This is a genomic window from Microbacterium aquilitoris, from assembly GCF_031932285.1.
GTDB classification, from domain to species: Bacteria; Actinomycetota; Actinomycetes; order Actinomycetales; family Microbacteriaceae; genus Microbacterium; species Microbacterium aquilitoris.
On the sequence record NZ_JAUZVT010000003.1, the window covers coordinates 37787 to 54283 of the forward strand.

Below are 16497 nucleotides of genomic sequence, written 5' to 3' on the forward strand. Positions count from 1 at the left end.
GTCACCCCCACGGCATATCCATCACCCCGCACGTCGCACTCGCGGCGCGCTGATGGATCTGTGGTGAAACCACGAACGCTGTCACCGTGCAGCACCTGTGCGAGGCGAGAGCCGAGCGCAGATCGACAAGGAGAGAACGTGCCAACCATTCAGCAGTTGGTTCGCAAGGGTCGCTCGCCGAAGGTCACCAAGACCAAGGCGCCCGCCCTGAAGGCGAACCCGCAGCAGGCGGGTGTCTGCACCCGCGTGTACACGACCACGCCCAAGAAGCCGAACTCGGCGATGCGCAAGGTCGCCCGTGTGAAGCTCCGCAACGGGACCGAGGTCACCGCCTACATCCCCGGTGAGGGCCACAACCTGCAGGAGCACTCGCTCGTGCTGGTCCGTGGTGGTCGTGTCAAGGACCTCCCCGGTGTGCGTTACAAGATCGTCCGCGGCGCCCTGGACACCCAGGCCGTCAAGAACCGTAAGCAGGCTCGCAGCCGCTACGGCGCCAAGAAGGGTTGAGTTAGATGCCTCGCAAGGGACCCGCACCCCGCCGCGTCGTCGTCAACGACCCGGTCTACGGTGCTCCGATCGTCACCCAGCTGGTGAACAAGATCCTCGTCGATGGCAAGAAGTCCATCGCCGAGGCCATCGTCTACAACGCCCTCAAGGGCGTCGAGGCGAAGAACGGCCAGGACGCCGTCGCGACGCTCAAGAAGGCGCTCGACAACGTCCGCCCCACCCTCGAGGTCAAGAGCCGCCGCGTCGGTGGCTCGACCTACCAGGTTCCCGTCGAGGTCAAGCCGCACCGCGCGAACACGCTCGCGCTGCGCTGGCTCGTCTCGTACGCGAAGGGTCGCCGTGAGAAGACCATGACCGAGCGCCTCCAGAACGAGATCCTGGATGCCTCGAACGGCCTCGGTGCCGCGGTGAAGCGCCGCGAGGACACCCACAAGATGGCCGAGTCGAACCGCGCCTTCGCGCACTACCGCTGGTAATCAGCACCTCGGTGGCCGGCCGGGCAACCCCCGGCCGGTCACCTCGCGACATCCGTCACTACACGTAAGGACACCCCGTGGCACAAGAAGTGCTCACCGACCTCAACAAGGTCCGCAACATCGGCATCATGGCGCACATCGATGCCGGCAAGACGACGACGACCGAGCGCATCCTCTTCTACACGGGTGTCAACCACAAGCTGGGCGAGACCCACGACGGCGCCTCGACCACCGACTGGATGGAGCAGGAGAAGGAGCGCGGCATCACGATCACGTCTGCCGCCGTGACCTGCTTCTGGAACAAGAACCAGATCAACATCATCGACACCCCCGGTCACGTCGACTTCACGGTCGAGGTGGAGCGTTCGCTCCGCGTCCTCGACGGTGCCGTCGCCGTCTTCGACGGCAAGGAGGGCGTCGAGCCCCAGTCCGAGACCGTGTGGCGTCAGGCCGACAAGTACGACGTCCCCCGCATCTGCTTCGTCAACAAGATGGACAAGCTCGGCGCGGACTTCTACTTCACCGTCGAGACCATCATCAAGCGCCTCGGTGCCAAGCCGCTCGTGCTGCAGCTCCCGATCGGTGCCGAGAACGACTTCGTCGGCGTCATCGACCTCGTCGAGATGCGCGCACTGGTGTGGCCCGGTGACTCCAAGGGTGACGTCACCATGGGCGCCAAGTACGAGGTCCAGGAGATCCCCGCCGACCTCAAGGACCGCGCTGACGAGTACCGTCAGAAGCTCCTCGAGACCGTCGCCGAGTCCGACGACGAGCTGCTCGAGAAGTTCTTCGGCGGCGAAGAGCTGAGCCTGGCCGAGATCAAGGGCGCCATCCGCAAGATGACCGTCGCCGGCGAGCTCTACCCCGTGCTCTGCGGCTCCGCGTTCAAGAACCGCGGCGTCCAGCCGATGCTCGACGCGGTCGTCGACTACCTCCCGTCGCCCCTCGACGTGCCCGCCATCGAGGCGCACGACCCGAAGGACGAGGAGAAGGTCATCGAGCGTCACCCCGACGCCAACGACCCGTTCGCCGCGCTGGCCTTCAAGGTCGCCGTGCACCCGTTCTTCGGTCGCCTGACCTACATCCGCGTCTACTCGGGTCAGCTCGACTCGGGTGCGCAGGTCATCAACTCGACCAAGGGCAAGAAGGAGCGCATCGGGAAGATCTTCCAGATGCACGCCAACAAGGAGAACCCGGTCGACGCGGTCACCGCCGGCAACATCTACGCCGTCATCGGCCTGAAGGACACCACCACCGGTGACACCCTGGCCGACCCGAACGAGCCGGTCGTCCTCGAGTCGATGACGTTCCCCGAGCCCGTCATCGAGGTCGCCATCGAGCCGAAGACCAAGGCCGACCAGGAGAAGCTGGGCATCGCGATCCAGAAGCTCGCCGAAGAGGACCCGACGTTCCGCACCGAGCTCAACCCCGAGACCGGTCAGACCGTCATCAAGGGCATGGGCGAGCTGCACCTCGACATCCTCGTCGACCGCATGAAGCGCGAGTTCCGCGTCGAGGCGAACGTCGGCAAGCCGCAGGTCGCGTACCGCGAGACGATCAAGAAGACCGTCGAGCGTCACGACTACACGCACAAGAAGCAGACCGGTGGTTCGGGTCAGTTCGCGAAGATCCAGTTCGCCCTCGAGCCCCTCGAGGTCACCCCGGACAAGATCTACGAGTTCGAGAACAAGGTCACCGGTGGCCGCATCCCGCGTGAGTACATCGAGCCCACCAACCAGGGCTTCCAGGACGCCATGCAGGTCGGCGTGCTCGCCGGCTTCCCCATGGTGGGTGTCAAGGCGATCCTGACCGATGGCGCGTCGCACGACGTCGACTCGTCCGAGATGGCGTTCAAGATCGCCGGTTCGATGGGCTTCAAGGAGGCCGTCCGCAAGGCGAACCCCGTTCTCCTCGAGCCGCTCATGGCGGTCGAGGTCCGTACTCCCGAGGAGTACATGGGCGACGTCATCGGCGACCTGAACTCGCGTCGTGGCCAGATCCAGTCCATGGAGGACGGTGCGGGCATCAAGATCGTCCGCGCCCTCGTCCCCCTGTCGGAGATGTTCGGCTACATCGGCGACCTGCGCTCGAAGACCTCGGGTCGTGCGGTCTACGCGATGGAGTTCGACAGCTACTCCGAGGTCCCGCGCGCGGTGGCCGACGAGATCGTCCAGAAGACCAAGGGCGAGTAACACCCGCTCTTCGGATGCCGGGGGCCCGGCCCCCGGCATCCGCCCAAACTGAATATCGTCACGTCAACTACACTGACAACATCCCCGTAGAAACCCGGTCGCAATCCAGCGCCCGGATGACTACACGACAGTCCTGAGGAGGACCCAGTGGCCAAGGCCAAGTTCGAGCGGACCAAGCCGCACGTCAACATCGGAACGATCGGTCACGTCGACCACGGCAAGACCACGCTCACCGCTGCCATCTCGAAGGTGCTCGCCGACAAGTTCCCGTCGGCCACCAACGTGCAGCGTGACTTCGCGTCGATCGACTCCGCTCCCGAAGAGCGCCAGCGTGGTATCACGATCAACATCTCGCACGTCGAGTACGAGACCCCGAAGCGTCACTACGCGCACGTCGACGCCCCGGGTCACGCTGACTACATCAAGAACATGATCACCGGTGCTGCGCAGATGGACGGCGCGATCCTCGTGGTCGCCGCCACCGACGGCCCGATGGCTCAGACGCGTGAGCACGTCCTGCTCGCCAAGCAGGTCGGCGTGCCGTACCTGATGGTCGCGCTGAACAAGGCCGACATGGTCGACGACGAGGAGATCCTGGAGCTCGTCGAGCTCGAGGTCTCCGAGCTGCTCGCCTCGCAGGGCTTCGCCGAGGACGCTCCGGTCGTCCGCGTCTCGGGCCTCAAGGCGCTCGAGGGCGACGAGAAGTGGGTCCAGTCGATCCTCGACCTCATGGAGGCCGCGGACGAGAACATCCCCGACCCCGTGCGTGACAAGGACAAGCCGTTCCTCATGCCGATCGAGGACGTCTTCACGATCACCGGTCGTGGAACCGTCGTCACCGGTCGCGCCGAGCGTGGCACCCTCGCCATCAACTCCGAGGTCGAGATCGTCGGCATCCGCCCGACGCAGAAGACCACGGTCACGGGTATCGAGATGTTCCACAAGCAGCTCGACGAGGCCTGGGCCGGCGAGAACTGTGGTCTGCTCCTCCGTGGTCTCAAGCGCGACGACGTCGAGCGTGGCCAGGTCGTCGTGAAGCCGGGTTCGGTTACGCCGCACACCAACTTCGAGGGCACTGCCTACATCCTCTCGAAGGAGGAGGGTGGCCGTCACAACCCCTTCTACACGAACTACCGCCCGCAGTTCTACTTCCGTACCACGGACGTCACCGGCGTCATCTCGCTGCCCGAGGGCACCGAGATGGTCATGCCCGGTGACACCACGGACATGACGGTGGAGCTCATCCAGCCCATCGCCATGGAAGATGGACTCGGCTTCGCGATCCGTGAGGGTGGCCGCACCGTCGGCGCCGGCACGGTGACCAAGATCATCAAGTAAGTCCTTTCGGACTCACCGACAAGGGGTCGGGCCTTCGGGCCCGGCCCCTTCGTCGTTGCCGCAAGGGGTGCCGCCCGAATCCTCGGCGACCTAGACTGACCGCGCCGCGACACCCGCGCGGGCATCGATGGAGATGAGGGAGAGCATGGGAATCGACGACATCGTGGGCAAGGGGAAGCAGTTCCTCGAGCAGCACAAGGACGAGATCGAGAAGAACCTGAAGTCCGACCAGGCCGAGGACGTGAGCGACAAGGTGCTCGACGCGGCGGCCGAGTTCGTGAAGAAGGTGGCTCCCGACTCCGTCGACGCCAAGGTCGACGAGGTCCGCGACAACGTGGATCGGCGCATCGGCAACGAGTGACGATCGCGCGAAGGGGGCGGATGCAGCTCGCATCCGTCCCCTTCCGCGTCCCCGACCGGCGGTCCGCCGTCTGACAGAATGAACGTCGGATGGTGAGGATCGGATGACGCAGGTGAAGCGGGACGCGTCGTGAGCGGCATCCTCGTCCACGAGTGGCTGTCTCGGCACGGGGGCTCTGAGAACGTGTTCGACGTGCTCGGCGGGGTGTTCCCCGACGCCGAGCGGTGGTGCCTCTGGAACGAGAGCGAGGGACGATTCTCGGGCGTCCACGAGACCGCTCTGGCCCGGACCCCCCTCCGCGGGCACAAGGCGGCCGCCCTGCCGCTCATGCCGCTGGCTTGGCGGGCGCTGCCGGAGCGGGACGCCGACTGGGTTCTCTGCAGCAGTCACCTCTTCGCTCACCACGCGCGATTCCGCGGGGCCGCGCGCGAGGCGCCGAAGCTCGTCTACACCCACACCCCGGCGCGGTACATCTGGACGCCCGAGCTCGACGGCCGTGGCGGCGGCGTCGCCGCTCGTGCCGCATCCGCCCTGCTGAAGCCGCTCGACCGGCGCCGCGCAGCCGAGCCCGTCGCCATCGCCGCCAACAGTGCCTTCATCGCCGACAGGGTCGCGCGTAACTGGGGTCGCGACGCCACCGTCATCCACCCGCCGATCGACGTCGCACGTTTCGCCGACGCGCGGCCGACGGACGAGACGGATGCCGCCGTCGCCGACCTCCCTCGCGACTATCTGCTCGGGGTCTCGAGGTTCGTCCCGTACAAGCGCCTCGAGCTCGTCATCGACGCCGGGGTCGCCTCGGGCCTCCCCGTGGTCCTGGCGGGTGGGGGAGCGGACGAGGAGAGGCTCCGCGCGTACGCGGCGGATCGGCGGCATCCCGTCACGATCGTCCGCGACCCGTCGTCCATCCTGCTCGCCGCGCTCTACCGGGGCGCGCTCGCGCTCGTCTTCCCCGCCGTGGAGGATTTCGGCATCATGCCGGTCGAGGCGATGGCGGCGGGCACGCCCGTCGTGGGCAACGCCGTCGGGGGAGTCGCCGAGAGCGTCATCGACGGGGTCACCGGCGCGCTCGTCCACGAGTGGGCGGGCGAGGACCTGCGCGCCGCGGTCGAGCGCGCGGTGGCGTCGAGCCGCGAGGCGTGTGTGAGGCGCGCGTACGAGTTCGATCGTCCCGTGTTCGAAGCGCGCATCGCCGACTGGGTCGCGGAGAAGACGGCGTGAGCGGACTCCTCGTCGACGACCGGTACCGCGGTGCGCACGGGATCGGGCGCTACGCCCGCGAGGTGCTCGGTCGTCTCGATCGCGACTGGCGCGGCCTGGAGCTGGACGGCACGCCCTACAGCCCGTTCGACGCGTTCCGTGCCCTGCCGGATCTCGCCGCGGGATCCGTGGTCTACTCGCCCGGGTACGGGGCGCTGGTCCGCGCGCCGCGGCAGGTCCTGACGATCCACGATCTCATCCAGCTCGAGAGCCCCTGGCCCGGCCGCGCGAAGTTCCTCGCCTACTACGGCGGCCCCGTGCGGCGTGTGGTCCGGCGAGCCGGCATCGTCCTCACGGTGTCCGAGACCTCGGCCGAGGCGATCCGGCGGTGGCTGCGCGACGACGCCGTCGACGTCGTCAACGCCGGCAACGGGTGCTCCGCCGCCTTCACCCCCGACGGCCCGCGCGAGGTCGCATCCGACCCGTACGTCCTGTTCGTCGGGAACGTCCGGGCGCACAAGAACCTCGACGTCGTGCTGCGCGCCCTCGCGGTGACCAGCGGCATCCGTCTTCGCGCGGTCGTGCCGGCCGGCGAGTCGGACCAGGTGCGGCAGGCCGCCGAGCGACATGGAGTCGAGGCCCGGGTCGACGTGGTGAGCGGTGTCGACGACGCGCGGCTCGCCGAGCTCTACCGGGGCGCCGCCGCGACCGTCATGCCGTCGTTGCTCGAGGGGTTCGGACTGCCCGCCCTCGAATCCGTGGCGAGCGGGACGCCGGTCATCCATTGGGCCGGATGCCGCGCCGTCGCCGAGATCGTGGACGGGCACGGCCCGGCGATGACCGACGCGCACGATGCGCACGAGTGGGCCGCCGCGATGACGGATGCCGCCGCATCCCCTCGCGCCGTCGACCCGCCGCGCGGCACGTACGACTGGGATCGCACGGCGGGGATCGTCTCCGCGACGCTCGCGCGTGCGGGCGGGTGAGCGGGTGCCGGGTGAATTCGCGCTCCGGGGCGAACGTATAGAGTGACTGGGCGGCACCGGTGGCGTGTGGCTCCGGCCGCCGTAACGCAGCCCGGCCACCGCAGCGAACGTGCTCGGTCGGACACGATCTGATTCGGGGATGTCGGCGGCGCCGTGGCGTGTGGACGTCCTCCCGATCGATGAGGGGTGCGCGCGTCGGCGGGGGCGATGCCCCGCCAAGGGCGAGTGGGCGCGAGCCTGCCGCAGACATGCGCCGAACGACGTGTTCGGCTCGTCGCCGCACGGGGGCGAGGATGCGATATGGATAAAGTGGGGATCTATGCGATTGATTGAGTACGACGCGTCCGAATTGACTCCTGAGGAGTGGCGCGACGGGGGCGAGGCTCGAGCGTTCAACCCGACGATCGCAGAGGTCGATGGCGGCTACGTCATCGCCTATCGCGTCGTCCAGGTCGACTCCGACCATCGGCGCATCGCCACCGCCCGCCTCGACGCCGATCTGGCGTTGGTGCCGGGCAGCGTCCGTCCTCTGTCGGACGAGATCGCATTCGCTGACGAGGGGCTCCCCGAGCGTGCGAAGACCTGGCACGCGGACCCCGTGTACCTGTGGCTGCGCGGCCGGCTCTACCTCCTCTGGAACGACGGGGGTGCTCGTCCGAGCAACCACCAGTTCCTTCTCGAGATGACGTCCGACGGTCAGCACCCGGCGTCGCCCGCCCGGGAGCTGACGACCCTCGACCGACGCCCGATCGAGAAGAACTGGACCCTCTTCGAGGCGGACGGCGAGGTCTACGCGAGCTACTCCTACCGGCCGCACCGCGTTCTCCGCGTCGACCTGGACAGCTCCGACATCCGCATCGTCGCGACGACGGCGCACCGCAGCAACTTCACGACGGACTACGAGCGCATCTTCGGCATCATTCGTGGCGGGGCACAGCCCGTCCGCCGCGGCGACAGCTTCCTCACCCTCGCGCACACGAGCTTCAAGACGGCCGACGGCCGTGTCTACCGGGGCGTGCTGCTCGAGTTCGAGGCGACGGCCCCCTTCCGGATCACCCGGATCGACGAGGTGCCCTTCGACCTCCCGAACCCCCGCGGCGCCAACTTCAAGCACGAGAAGCTCAACCCCGACGTGCACGAGGTCGTCTATCCGCGCGGCATGGTCCAGCGCGGCGACGACTGGGTGGTCGCCTACGGTCTCAACGACGAGGAGTGCGCTGTCGCCATCGTCCCCGGGGACGCGATCACGTCCGCCCTCGGTACGCAGGTGCGCAGCATCTTCACCACCGCGGATGCCCGTGCCCGCCTGACCTCGCTTCCTACCGAGGACGTCAGTTCCGGCTCGTCACCGAGCCTGCCGGTGTTCTGGTACGACGCGAAGAACAAGCTCTTCGACCCGTTCCCCGCCGGCCGTCGTTTCAAGACGGGCAACTTCGGCGACCTCGCCTCGCGCTGGGCGGCGAAGCGGGTTTCGGGCGTCGAGCTGCGCGAGCCCGCTCCCGGGGCACCTCGGCTGCTCGCGATCGGCTCCGTCCTGCAGCGCGCGACGGACGGCGATGTCGTCTGGGGGTCGGGCGTGAAGGGTGGCTCCGATCCGCTGCCGGTCGGGATCGACCTGGACGTGCGCGCGGTGCGTGGACCGTACTCACTGGAGTATCTGGCCGAGGCGGGCGTGTCGACGGAGCGCGTCACGCACACCTTCGACCCGGGCGTGCTCTTCCCGACCCTCTTCGCCTCGGAACTCGCTCAGACGCCCGACCGTCCGGGGCTCCGGATCGTGCCGCACTACCGCGATGACCTGGTCCTGCGCCGGAAGCACTACGAGCACCTCGATGCCTTCATCTCGGTCGACACGACTCCGCTCGGCATGATGCGAGCGATGAAGGGTGCGGACCGCGTGATCGCGAGTTCGCTGCACGGCATCATCTTCGCCGAGGCGATGGGGATCCCCGCCTACTGGTTGGCCCCGGTTGGCGGCGAGGACGAGCTCAAGTACTACGACTACTACTACGGCACCGGTCGTACGGACGTGAAGCGGTTCGAGTCGATCGACGACGCGATGCGGGCAGACCCCATGCCGCTTCCGACGTTCGACATCGAGGCGTACCTCGCGACGTTCCCCCACGACGCGGTCGACCGCCTGACCTCGGACATGATCCGTCCTGGCCAGCGGTTCCCGTTCACGCAGTGGGGACTCCACCACTTCGCCCGCAACTTCCAGCTGGCGGGTTTCGGCATCCGCGATCAGCAGGGCGTCTGGATGACGGAGCCCCGCGCCGCACTCAGCGGCGAGCTCGAGGGAGCTCCGGGCGACGTTTTCGACGTCACGATCACCTTCGCCCCCGGCGACCCCACCCTGTTCGCCAACTCGCAGAGCCTGCGCGTCCAGGCGAACGACGGCCCCGCGCAGGTCGTGCGGTGGCGCCCGGGCGGACGCGACCCCGTCGAGGTCACCTTCCAGGTGACCGCTCGCTCGACGAACCCCCTCCTGCAGCTGGACTTCGGTGTGACCCCCTCGCCGGCGACGACGAACATCACCCTCGTCGACAAGCTGGCCCGCCGCGACCCGACCGGGCTGCTCCGGAAGATGATCCCCGCAGCGCCGCTCGGCAAGAAGCCGCGCTACGGCGTCATCAAGGCGGTGCGGGTGTCGTCGCTCACGCGACGCGCGTGACTGCGCCGCGGGTGGGGCGTCCCTCGGGGCGCCTCACTCGCGCGGCGGGATGTCCGCGGGGTAGAGGCCCCGCAGATTCGCCAGCTCTTTCTTGTAGGTGAGCGCCTCGCTCATTCCCCACTTCTCGGCGAAGTCGAGTGACTGGCGGCCTTTGTCCTTGCCGGTGAAGTGCAGGACGAAGTGCTCGAAGCCGCCCGCGACGAAGTGGCGCGGCCGGCAGTTGAACGCGGCGTAGTCGAGTTGGGCGTAGAAGCCGTCGACCGCGAAATCCGGGTTCGTCATCATCTGATAGACGAGCGCATCCTGATCTCCACCCGTCCAGTACCCGTAGACCGAGTCGTCCCACCACTCGCGTGCCTTGGCCAGATCGGTCGCGATGGTGGCGTCGATGAGCTTCCGGCCCAGCTCGGTGTTGCGGATCAGCATCGTGCCCGAACTCATCCAGGTCCAGAGGCCGGTGTCCTTCGGGCTCGCGCAGAAGATGATCGTCGCATCCGGATGCGCCTCGATGAAGCTCGTCAGGGTCGTCTTGCGGCCGGTGAAGAACGCGTCGTCGTCGATCCAGAAGAGCCAGTCGAACAGCGGCAGGAACTTCTTGATCTTGGCGAGCTTCAAGAAGAAGTTCTTGTGCTGAGCGGGTTCGGCCACTGGGGCGATGTCGAAGATGTAGGTGTACCCGTGGGCGCGCGCGTAGAGCTCGTGATTGACGTGCGCGTTCGTCCGCAAGCGGTCGCAGTAGCTGATGATCCCGACCCGCGGACCGGTTGGCTCGCTCATGGTCGGGATGTTACGGCACGGGTCGGAACGACCGCAGGCACTTGCGCTTCGCGGTGGCGCAGGGCATGTGGACGGATGCCGCCGGGTAGGATTCTCGTGCCTCACACCGCATACCGGCGCGCGCGCGTCAGACAGGTCTCGCTTTGTCTCTTCCCCCTGATGTCATCGTCTGTTCGTTCTTCACCGATGACGAGTACTACCGCGGATGGGCCAAGAAGCTCGAGGAGAACCTCGACGATCTGGGCATCGCGCACGTCTTGCGTGAGGTGCACAAGGAGCCTGGTCAAGACTGGGCTGACATCTGCCGCCAGAAGGTCGCCTTCCTCGACACCGTGTGCCGTGAGAACCCGGACGCGCGCGTGTTCTGGACGGATGTCGACTGCGAGATCCTCGACCTTCCCGCGTACGTCCGCAACTTCACGGCCGACATCATCGGCTTCCAGCATGGTTTCTCCCGCCCGATGGAGATCGGCTACAAAGCCGCCACTCGTTTCTGGGCGCCGAGCTTCATCGGCGTGAACACGACCCCGGCGGCCCGGAAGTTCGTCTCGGATGCCGCCGACTTCGAGCGCCTGTCGACGCTCAAGGCCACGGATGACTACTTCTTCGAGGAGTCCTGGCGCGCGAATGCGGACTCGCTCAGCTTCCAGGTGATCCCCGCCGGCGGCGTCCTGGGACGCGGTAACGGCGACGTCACCGCCTTCTACGCGTTCGGGTCGAGCGGCAACGTTCCGCAGTTCCGGAACCTGGTCGTGCAGCACACCGCTCCCGGAGCCAAGGCGGCTCCGACGTCCCGCGAGGCCGGCGCGATCGCCTGGAAGGTGCGCGTCAAGGTCGCCGCCTACCGGGCGCTCAAACAGGTCGACGCCGTCGTGACGCGGGTCGCGCCGCAGCGTGCGCCTCTCGTGCGCGACTGGGTCAAGCAGCATCCGCTCATCCACCGCATCCGTCCGATCACGCCTCCCAAGGCCGACAACCACCGTTCCCGCCTTCTTGCGCAGGCTGTGGCCGTCGGTCAGCGGGGCGACCTCGAGCGTTTGGACGCGATCGAACGTCGGCTGCACGCCGGTGGCATCCTCTCCGCTGCGGAAGCCGCCACCGTCGATGCGGCGAAGGCGTTCGCGTCGTACGCCACCTTCGGGTCCCCGGCCGCTGACTCGGCCGACACGACCGCGGCGGTGCCCCTCGTCTGGTGGCCCCGTCCCTTCCCCGGCAACTTCGGGGACTGGTTGAGCCCGCTCATCGTGGCGAGCGTCGCGAACACTCCGGTGGAGTTCGTGCCGGCGACGGGCAACGCGCGCAAACCGCATCTCGTCGGCCTCGGTTCGATCGCGAAGTTTGCGAACGAACACTCCGTCGTGGTGGGTTCCGGTGCGTCTGCGGGCGATGCGGAGCTCCACCCCGGGGCGCGGTACCACTCGCTCCGTGGTCCGCTGACCGCCGACATCCTCACCGCCCGCGGCGGCCCCGCCGTCACCACCTTCGGCGATCCCGGAGTGCTCCTGCGTCGCGTCCTGCCCATGGAGCGCCCCGAGACGAACGGCCGGCTGGCACTCGTCCGTCACTTCACCCACGCGACGCTCCCGGTGCGCCGGCCCGCCGGCCTCGATGAGATCAGCGTGCTCCAGTCCAGCCCCGAGAGTCTGCGGACGTTCATCGAGAAGCTGCACCAGTACGACGGCATCGTCACGAGCGCGATGCACGTCGCGATCGCGTGCCACAGCTACGGCATCCCGGTAGCGTTGATCGGGTTCGAAGGTGCGGCGAGCACCGTCGCCGGCGACGGGATGAAGTACCGCGACTACTCGCTCGGCGCGGGTCTCGAGCGGCTCTGGGAGCCCCAGCAGCTGATCCTCGACCTGCGCAACGTCGACCTTCGGTCGATGCTCGACTCCGAGTACGTCGCCGAGGAGAAACTCGACGAGGTCGAGGCAGCCATCAAGAACGCCGTCGCCGACTGGCGAGATATCGTCGCCTGAATGTTCCGGGACATCTTCGCGGCGTTCGCCCAGCAGTTCCCGCGCTGGCGGGAGCGGCGCATGATCATCGCGCTCCTCGTGCTGATGGCGATCCTGCCGGTCGGGGAGCTCCTCGTCCTGCAGGTGTTCTCGAACCTGTTGGTCGAGGCTTCGCAGTCCCTCGCCGGACAGCTCGGCACGGTGGTGCTCCTCCTGTCGCTCTTCCTCGCGGGGTTCGCGGTGACACGAGGGCTCCAGCACGGGACGAAGTTCTGGCGTGTGCGCATCTTCCGCGCCGCGTTCGCCGACCTGCAGGACCGAACCGGAGCAGGCGCCGCGAACTGGCAGTGGGCGAGGGCCTTCGGCGTCTCGTCGATCATCGCCGACCTCATGCAGATCGTCGCGGTGCTGGGCGTGCTCTTCTACTTCGATCTCGTCATCGGAGGCGTGAGCGCCGTCCTGACGGTCGTCGTGATCATCCCCCTGTCGCTGCTGTACCGGCGTCAGCTGCGGGTTCAGCTCGAGTTGATGGATGCGCCGGTGAAGCGCGTCGAGGCGCCCATCCGGGAGCGCATCTACTCCGGCGAGTTCGCCGCGATCGCGGCATCCGCCGGAAGTGGGATCGCCCTCGCGCTCGTCGTGCTCCGGATCTTCTCCGGCGGGCTCGATGTCGCCACGGCGATCGTGCTCGCCATGGCCCTGCGCATTTACTTCGGCCGCATCGCGGCGCTGTCTCCGACGTTCATGCGCTTCGCGCGTGACTCACTGCGTCACCAGCGGGACGTGGAGCGGTATCTCGCCCGAAACGGGGGCGCCCCGGATCCGGCTGCCGACGGCGATTTCGACAGCGATACCGACGCCGACCCGGATGCGGTCGCCGCTTCCGTCAGGGACGAGAAAGCCGAGAGCCGGCGTCGATCGGCTCTGGTCGGCCGGATCCTCCTCGAGGCGCAGCGGGGCGAGAGCGCCCGCTTCCACCGGGCCGCGTCGCAGCTCTGGTCGAACGGCGATGTGACCGTGCCGGAGCGTAACGCGATGCGAGGCGCCGAGGCCTTCCTGGCTTACGCGACCGCGACCTCGGCCGAGGCGGTAGCCGACGATCCGGTTCCACTGTTCTGGTGGTCCAAGCCGTTCCCGGGTTCTTTCGACGAGTGGCTGAACCCCTATCTCCTGGGAGCATCGACAGGGCGGGCGGTGCGATTCGCTGCCGCGACGGGCGCGCAGGAGGTCCCGCCCCATCTCATGATGGGCGGGTCGCTCGCGTCCCATGCGCAGTCCCGCTCGATTCTCGTCGGAACGGGTGTGTCCAAACTCGAGGCCACCGTCGAGCCGACGGCCGAGTTCATCTCCCTCCGCGGACCGCTCACTCATCGCGTCGTCCGCCGCAACGGCGGCAGCGTCACCGACAGCTTCGGCGACCCCCGCCTTCTCCTCCGGCGCGTGCACCCGCTCACGCTCGGGGGCAACAACGGGCGGCTGGCCTTCGTGCGCAACCACTCGGATGCCGGCGTCCCCTACGTGCTCGCCGAGAACATGGATGAGATCTCCATCACCGGTTCCGCGCCCGAGCAGGTCGTCGGCCTCGTCGACCGACTCGCGACCTATCGCGGCGTCGTGACGACGAGCCTCGGCGTCCTCGTCGTCTGCCAGAGTTACGGCATCCCGAGCGCCCTCGCCTGTGAGGACGAGAGCCGGCGGATCAAGCGTATGGACATGGAGCTCCGTGACCACCTGCTGGGTTCGGGTGCAGAGGGGGACTGGGAGCTCCACAAGGTTCCCCTCGACCTCGGCCGCGTGCCGTGGTCGCTCCGCCTCGTCGGTGAGAGGATCGCCGACACCAAGCTGGACGAGATCTCGGCGGCGCTCGAGTTCGGACTGAGCCGGCAGGCCGAAGCGGTCGCTGACGCCCTCGAGCGCGAGCTCGCGGATCAAGAGCTCCCGGGCGATGGCTGACCGTCAGGGTCGTCGTCTTCGCGTCACGCAGCTGCTCGCCGACCCGAACCGGTCCGCTCGCCCCGTCGAGAACCCCTACACGTCGCTGCTCGTCTCCTCGTTGCCGGACGAACGGATCGAGACGCGGTACTTCGGATGGGCGGACGTGCTCACCTCGGACGCTGACGTGGTCCACATGCACTGGCCCGAGAACTCCCTCCGGCATCCGCGAACGGCTGTGCGTCTCCTCAAGCGCGCCCTGTTCCTGCTGTTCATCCTGCGCCTCCGGATGCGTCGGATCGCCGTCGTGCGGACGGTGCACAACGCGCGGCCGCACGAAGAGGGGGACCGCGGTGAGCGATGGATCCTCGGCCTGCTCGAGGCTCGGACGACGCTGTGGGTGACGCTCAACGACGTGACGCCGACGCCGGACCCCCGCAGGACGGTGGTCATCCCGCACGGGCACTATCGGGATCGGTTCGCCTCTCCGGCGCTGGAGCCGCGGCGAGGGAATCTCGTCCACTTCGGGATGCTGAAGCCCTACAAGGGCGTCGATGAACTGATCAGCGCCTTCGCCGCCGTGCCCCACGAGCTCGATTACCGCCTGCACATCGTCGGGGAGAGTCACGACGGGCCGCTGACCGAGCGGGTGCGCGCGGCTTCGCGCCGCGATGAGCGGATGGATATCGACCTGCGGTTCGTCGACGAGACCGAACTGGCGGATGCCGTCGGTGCCGCGGAGATCGTCGTCCTGCCGTACCGCGCGATCGAGAACTCCGGCTCGGCGCTGCTCGCCCTGTCGCTGCATCGCCCTGTCATCCTCCCCGAGTCCCCTTCGACCCGGCTCCTGGAGGAGGAGTTCGGTGACGAGTGGGTCGGCCTCTACCGGGGACCGCTCACCGCCGAGACCCTCCAGCGCGCAGTCGAGGACCTCCGCGATCGACCGAGGGACGCCGCCGGCCCCGACATGTCGGAACGCGACTGGCCGCGCCTCGGCTCGCTGCTGGCCGATGCATACGACCGCGCTGCCGCATCGCTCAGGCGCCGGGCCTGATCACAGGCCGCCGACGAATGTGAGGATGGCGGCCACCTTCGCCGTCCACGAATGGGATTGGGCGAGTTGCGCGCCGGATCCGTTCGGCTCGCGCCTCTCCAGAGCCGCCTGCAGTGCGCGCTGGGCCTCCGCCTCGTCGGCGTAGGTGTAGACCCCGTTCGAGGGATCGGAGGCGATGACCGGAGTGCGACGCGAGACCACGTTCAGCCCGCTCGCGAGGTACTCGTACAGCTTCATGGGGCTGCGACCGGCGTTGCCGGGGTCATCCGACAGGGGCAACAGGCCCACGCGGGCCGCCGCGAAGCGCGCGGGGAGCTCGTCGTAGGGGAGAGCGCCGAGGACGGCGACGTTGTCGGGGAGCCTCGGGGGCTCGCCGGTGAGCGGCCCGATCAGCTCGAACCGCACGTCACGGTGCGCACCGGCCCAGCGTGCCGTCTGCCCCCAGTCGAATCGCCGGTCGAGGGCGCCGGCGTAGACGCACGTCTCGGCGCGGGTGCCGTTCGTCTCGGTGAACCGCGCCGTGTCGACACCGTTGGGCACGACGATCGCGGGCACGCGCACGTCGCCGAGGCCCCGCAGCACCTCGACCGACGTCGCGATGACACCGTCCACGTGGTGGAGGGCGTCACGCTGCAGACCGGCCTTCATCCCGCGCGGGTACTCGTCGGTCGGGCGGTAGACGACGATGTCGGCGAGCTCTCGCACGGACTGGTGCCACATCAGCGGTTGGTCCACGAGGACGAGGTCGAACCGGTCGAGCCGGCGCCGTCGTAGTTCGGTGGCGACGGAGAAGGTGCCGATGCCCGCGGGGAGCGCGGTACGCGGCACGATGTGTCGCACCCCCGAGGCGTCCACTTCATCCGAGGGCGTTGCGCGCGCGCGACTGCGAGGGACGCGACCGAGCACGCGATGGACCATCGAGATCGGCGTCGAGAGGTGGACGACGTCGTGGCCGAGGCGGGCGAGTTCCGCGGAGAGGTGGTGGCTGCCCACGCGGAAGATCCCGTGGCTGTCGGTGTGGCTGACGAAGAGGATGCGCATG

Annotated in this window: 13 protein-coding genes; 11 read left to right on the forward strand and 2 right to left on the reverse strand. The window is 68.1% G+C overall.

Going from position 1 to position 16497, the window contains the following annotated elements:
- Window positions 1-138 precede the first annotated feature (138 nt).
- From rpsL to Q9S78_RS13725, 8 genes are all read left to right on the forward strand, one after another.
- Window positions 139-507, forward strand: a complete 369-nt coding sequence (gene rpsL / locus Q9S78_RS13690) for a 30S ribosomal protein S12 (RefSeq protein WP_018187369.1) — start codon at window positions 139-141, stop codon at window positions 505-507.
- 5 nt (window positions 508-512) lie between these two features.
- The gene (gene rpsG / locus Q9S78_RS13695; protein ID WP_018187368.1) at window positions 513-983 is read left to right on the forward strand and encodes a 30S ribosomal protein S7; all 471 of its coding nucleotides are present in this window, start codon (window positions 513-515) and stop codon (window positions 981-983) included.
- A gap of 77 nt (window positions 984-1060) precedes the next feature.
- Window positions 1061-3175: an elongation factor G gene (gene fusA, locus Q9S78_RS13700; RefSeq protein ID WP_028497534.1), complete on the forward strand. Its 2115-nt coding sequence runs from the start codon at window positions 1061-1063 to the stop codon at window positions 3173-3175.
- Window positions 3176-3322: 147 nt separating this feature from the next.
- Window positions 3323-4513 (forward strand): elongation factor Tu, encoded by a 1191-nt coding sequence (gene tuf, locus Q9S78_RS13705; protein WP_018187366.1) that lies wholly within the window; start codon window positions 3323-3325, stop codon window positions 4511-4513.
- 145 nt (window positions 4514-4658) lie between these two features.
- Entirely contained in the window at window positions 4659-4874 is a 216-nt protein-coding gene (locus Q9S78_RS13710) for an Rv0909 family putative TA system antitoxin (protein WP_018187365.1), read from the forward strand.
- A 129-nt stretch (window positions 4875-5003) separates the two neighbouring features.
- Window positions 5004-6095 (forward strand): glycosyltransferase, encoded by a 1092-nt coding sequence (locus Q9S78_RS13715; RefSeq protein WP_311870760.1) that lies wholly within the window; start codon window positions 5004-5006, stop codon window positions 6093-6095.
- A complete protein-coding gene (locus tag Q9S78_RS13720) occupies window positions 6092-7060 on the forward strand; it encodes a glycosyltransferase (protein ID WP_311870762.1) in 969 nt (322 codons plus the stop codon). Before Q9S78_RS13715 ends, Q9S78_RS13720 begins: the two co-directional genes overlap by 4 nt.
- Window positions 7061-7379: 319 nt before the next feature.
- Window positions 7380-9734 carry a polysaccharide pyruvyl transferase family protein gene (locus Q9S78_RS13725; RefSeq protein ID WP_020098636.1) on the forward strand — a complete coding sequence of 785 codons (2355 nt, stop codon included), beginning with the start codon at window positions 7380-7382 and terminating at the stop codon, window positions 9732-9734.
- A 33-nt stretch (window positions 9735-9767) separates the two neighbouring features.
- Here the strand turns inward: Q9S78_RS13725 and Q9S78_RS13730 are convergent, their stop codons facing one another.
- Window positions 9768-10511 carry a glycosyltransferase family protein gene (locus Q9S78_RS13730; protein ID WP_116227491.1) on the reverse strand — a complete coding sequence of 248 codons (744 nt, stop codon included), beginning with the start codon at window positions 10509-10511 and terminating at the stop codon, window positions 9768-9770.
- Between the two features lie 143 nt (window positions 10512-10654).
- On the opposite strand from Q9S78_RS13730, the gene Q9S78_RS13735 reads away from it, so the two are divergent.
- From Q9S78_RS13735 to Q9S78_RS13745, 3 genes are read left to right on the forward strand one after another with little or no spacing between them, the layout of a single operon-like run.
- Window positions 10655-12490 (forward strand): glycosyltransferase family protein, encoded by a 1836-nt coding sequence (locus Q9S78_RS13735; protein ID WP_018187360.1) that lies wholly within the window; start codon window positions 10655-10657, stop codon window positions 12488-12490.
- Window positions 12491-14422, forward strand: a complete 1932-nt coding sequence (locus tag Q9S78_RS13740; protein ID WP_311870764.1) for a hypothetical protein — start codon at window positions 12491-12493, stop codon at window positions 14420-14422.
- Window positions 14415-15455 (forward strand): glycosyltransferase, encoded by a 1041-nt coding sequence (locus Q9S78_RS13745; RefSeq protein WP_311870765.1) that lies wholly within the window; start codon window positions 14415-14417, stop codon window positions 15453-15455. Before Q9S78_RS13740 ends, Q9S78_RS13745 begins: the two co-directional genes overlap by 8 nt.
- Here Q9S78_RS13745 and Q9S78_RS13750 read toward each other — a convergent pair whose 3' ends face one another.
- A complete protein-coding gene (locus Q9S78_RS13750; RefSeq protein WP_311870767.1) occupies window positions 15456-16496 on the reverse strand; it encodes a glycosyltransferase family protein in 1041 nt (346 codons plus the stop codon).
- Window position 16497 lies beyond the last annotated feature (1 nt).

Coding starts and splice junctions, on each gene's coding strand:
- Q9S78_RS13725 (WP_020098636.1), top strand. CDS start 7,380: ATGCGATTGATTGAGTACGACGCGTCCGAATTGACTCCTGAGGAGTGG.
- Q9S78_RS13745 (WP_311870765.1), top strand. CDS start 14,415: ATGGCTGACCGTCAGGGTCGTCGTCTTCGCGTCACGCAGCTGCTCGCC.
- Q9S78_RS13710 (WP_018187365.1), top strand. CDS start 4,659: ATGGGAATCGACGACATCGTGGGCAAGGGGAAGCAGTTCCTCGAGCAG.
- rpsG (WP_018187368.1), top strand. CDS start 513: ATGCCTCGCAAGGGACCCGCACCCCGCCGCGTCGTCGTCAACGACCCG.
- Q9S78_RS13740 (WP_311870764.1), top strand. CDS start 12,491: ATGTTCCGGGACATCTTCGCGGCGTTCGCCCAGCAGTTCCCGCGCTGG.
- Q9S78_RS13730 (WP_116227491.1), bottom strand. CDS start 10,511: ATGAGCGAGCCAACCGGTCCGCGGGTCGGGATCATCAGCTACTGCGAC.
- Q9S78_RS13750 (WP_311870767.1), bottom strand. CDS start 16,496: ATGCGCATCCTCTTCGTCAGCCACACCGACAGCCACGGGATCTTCCGC.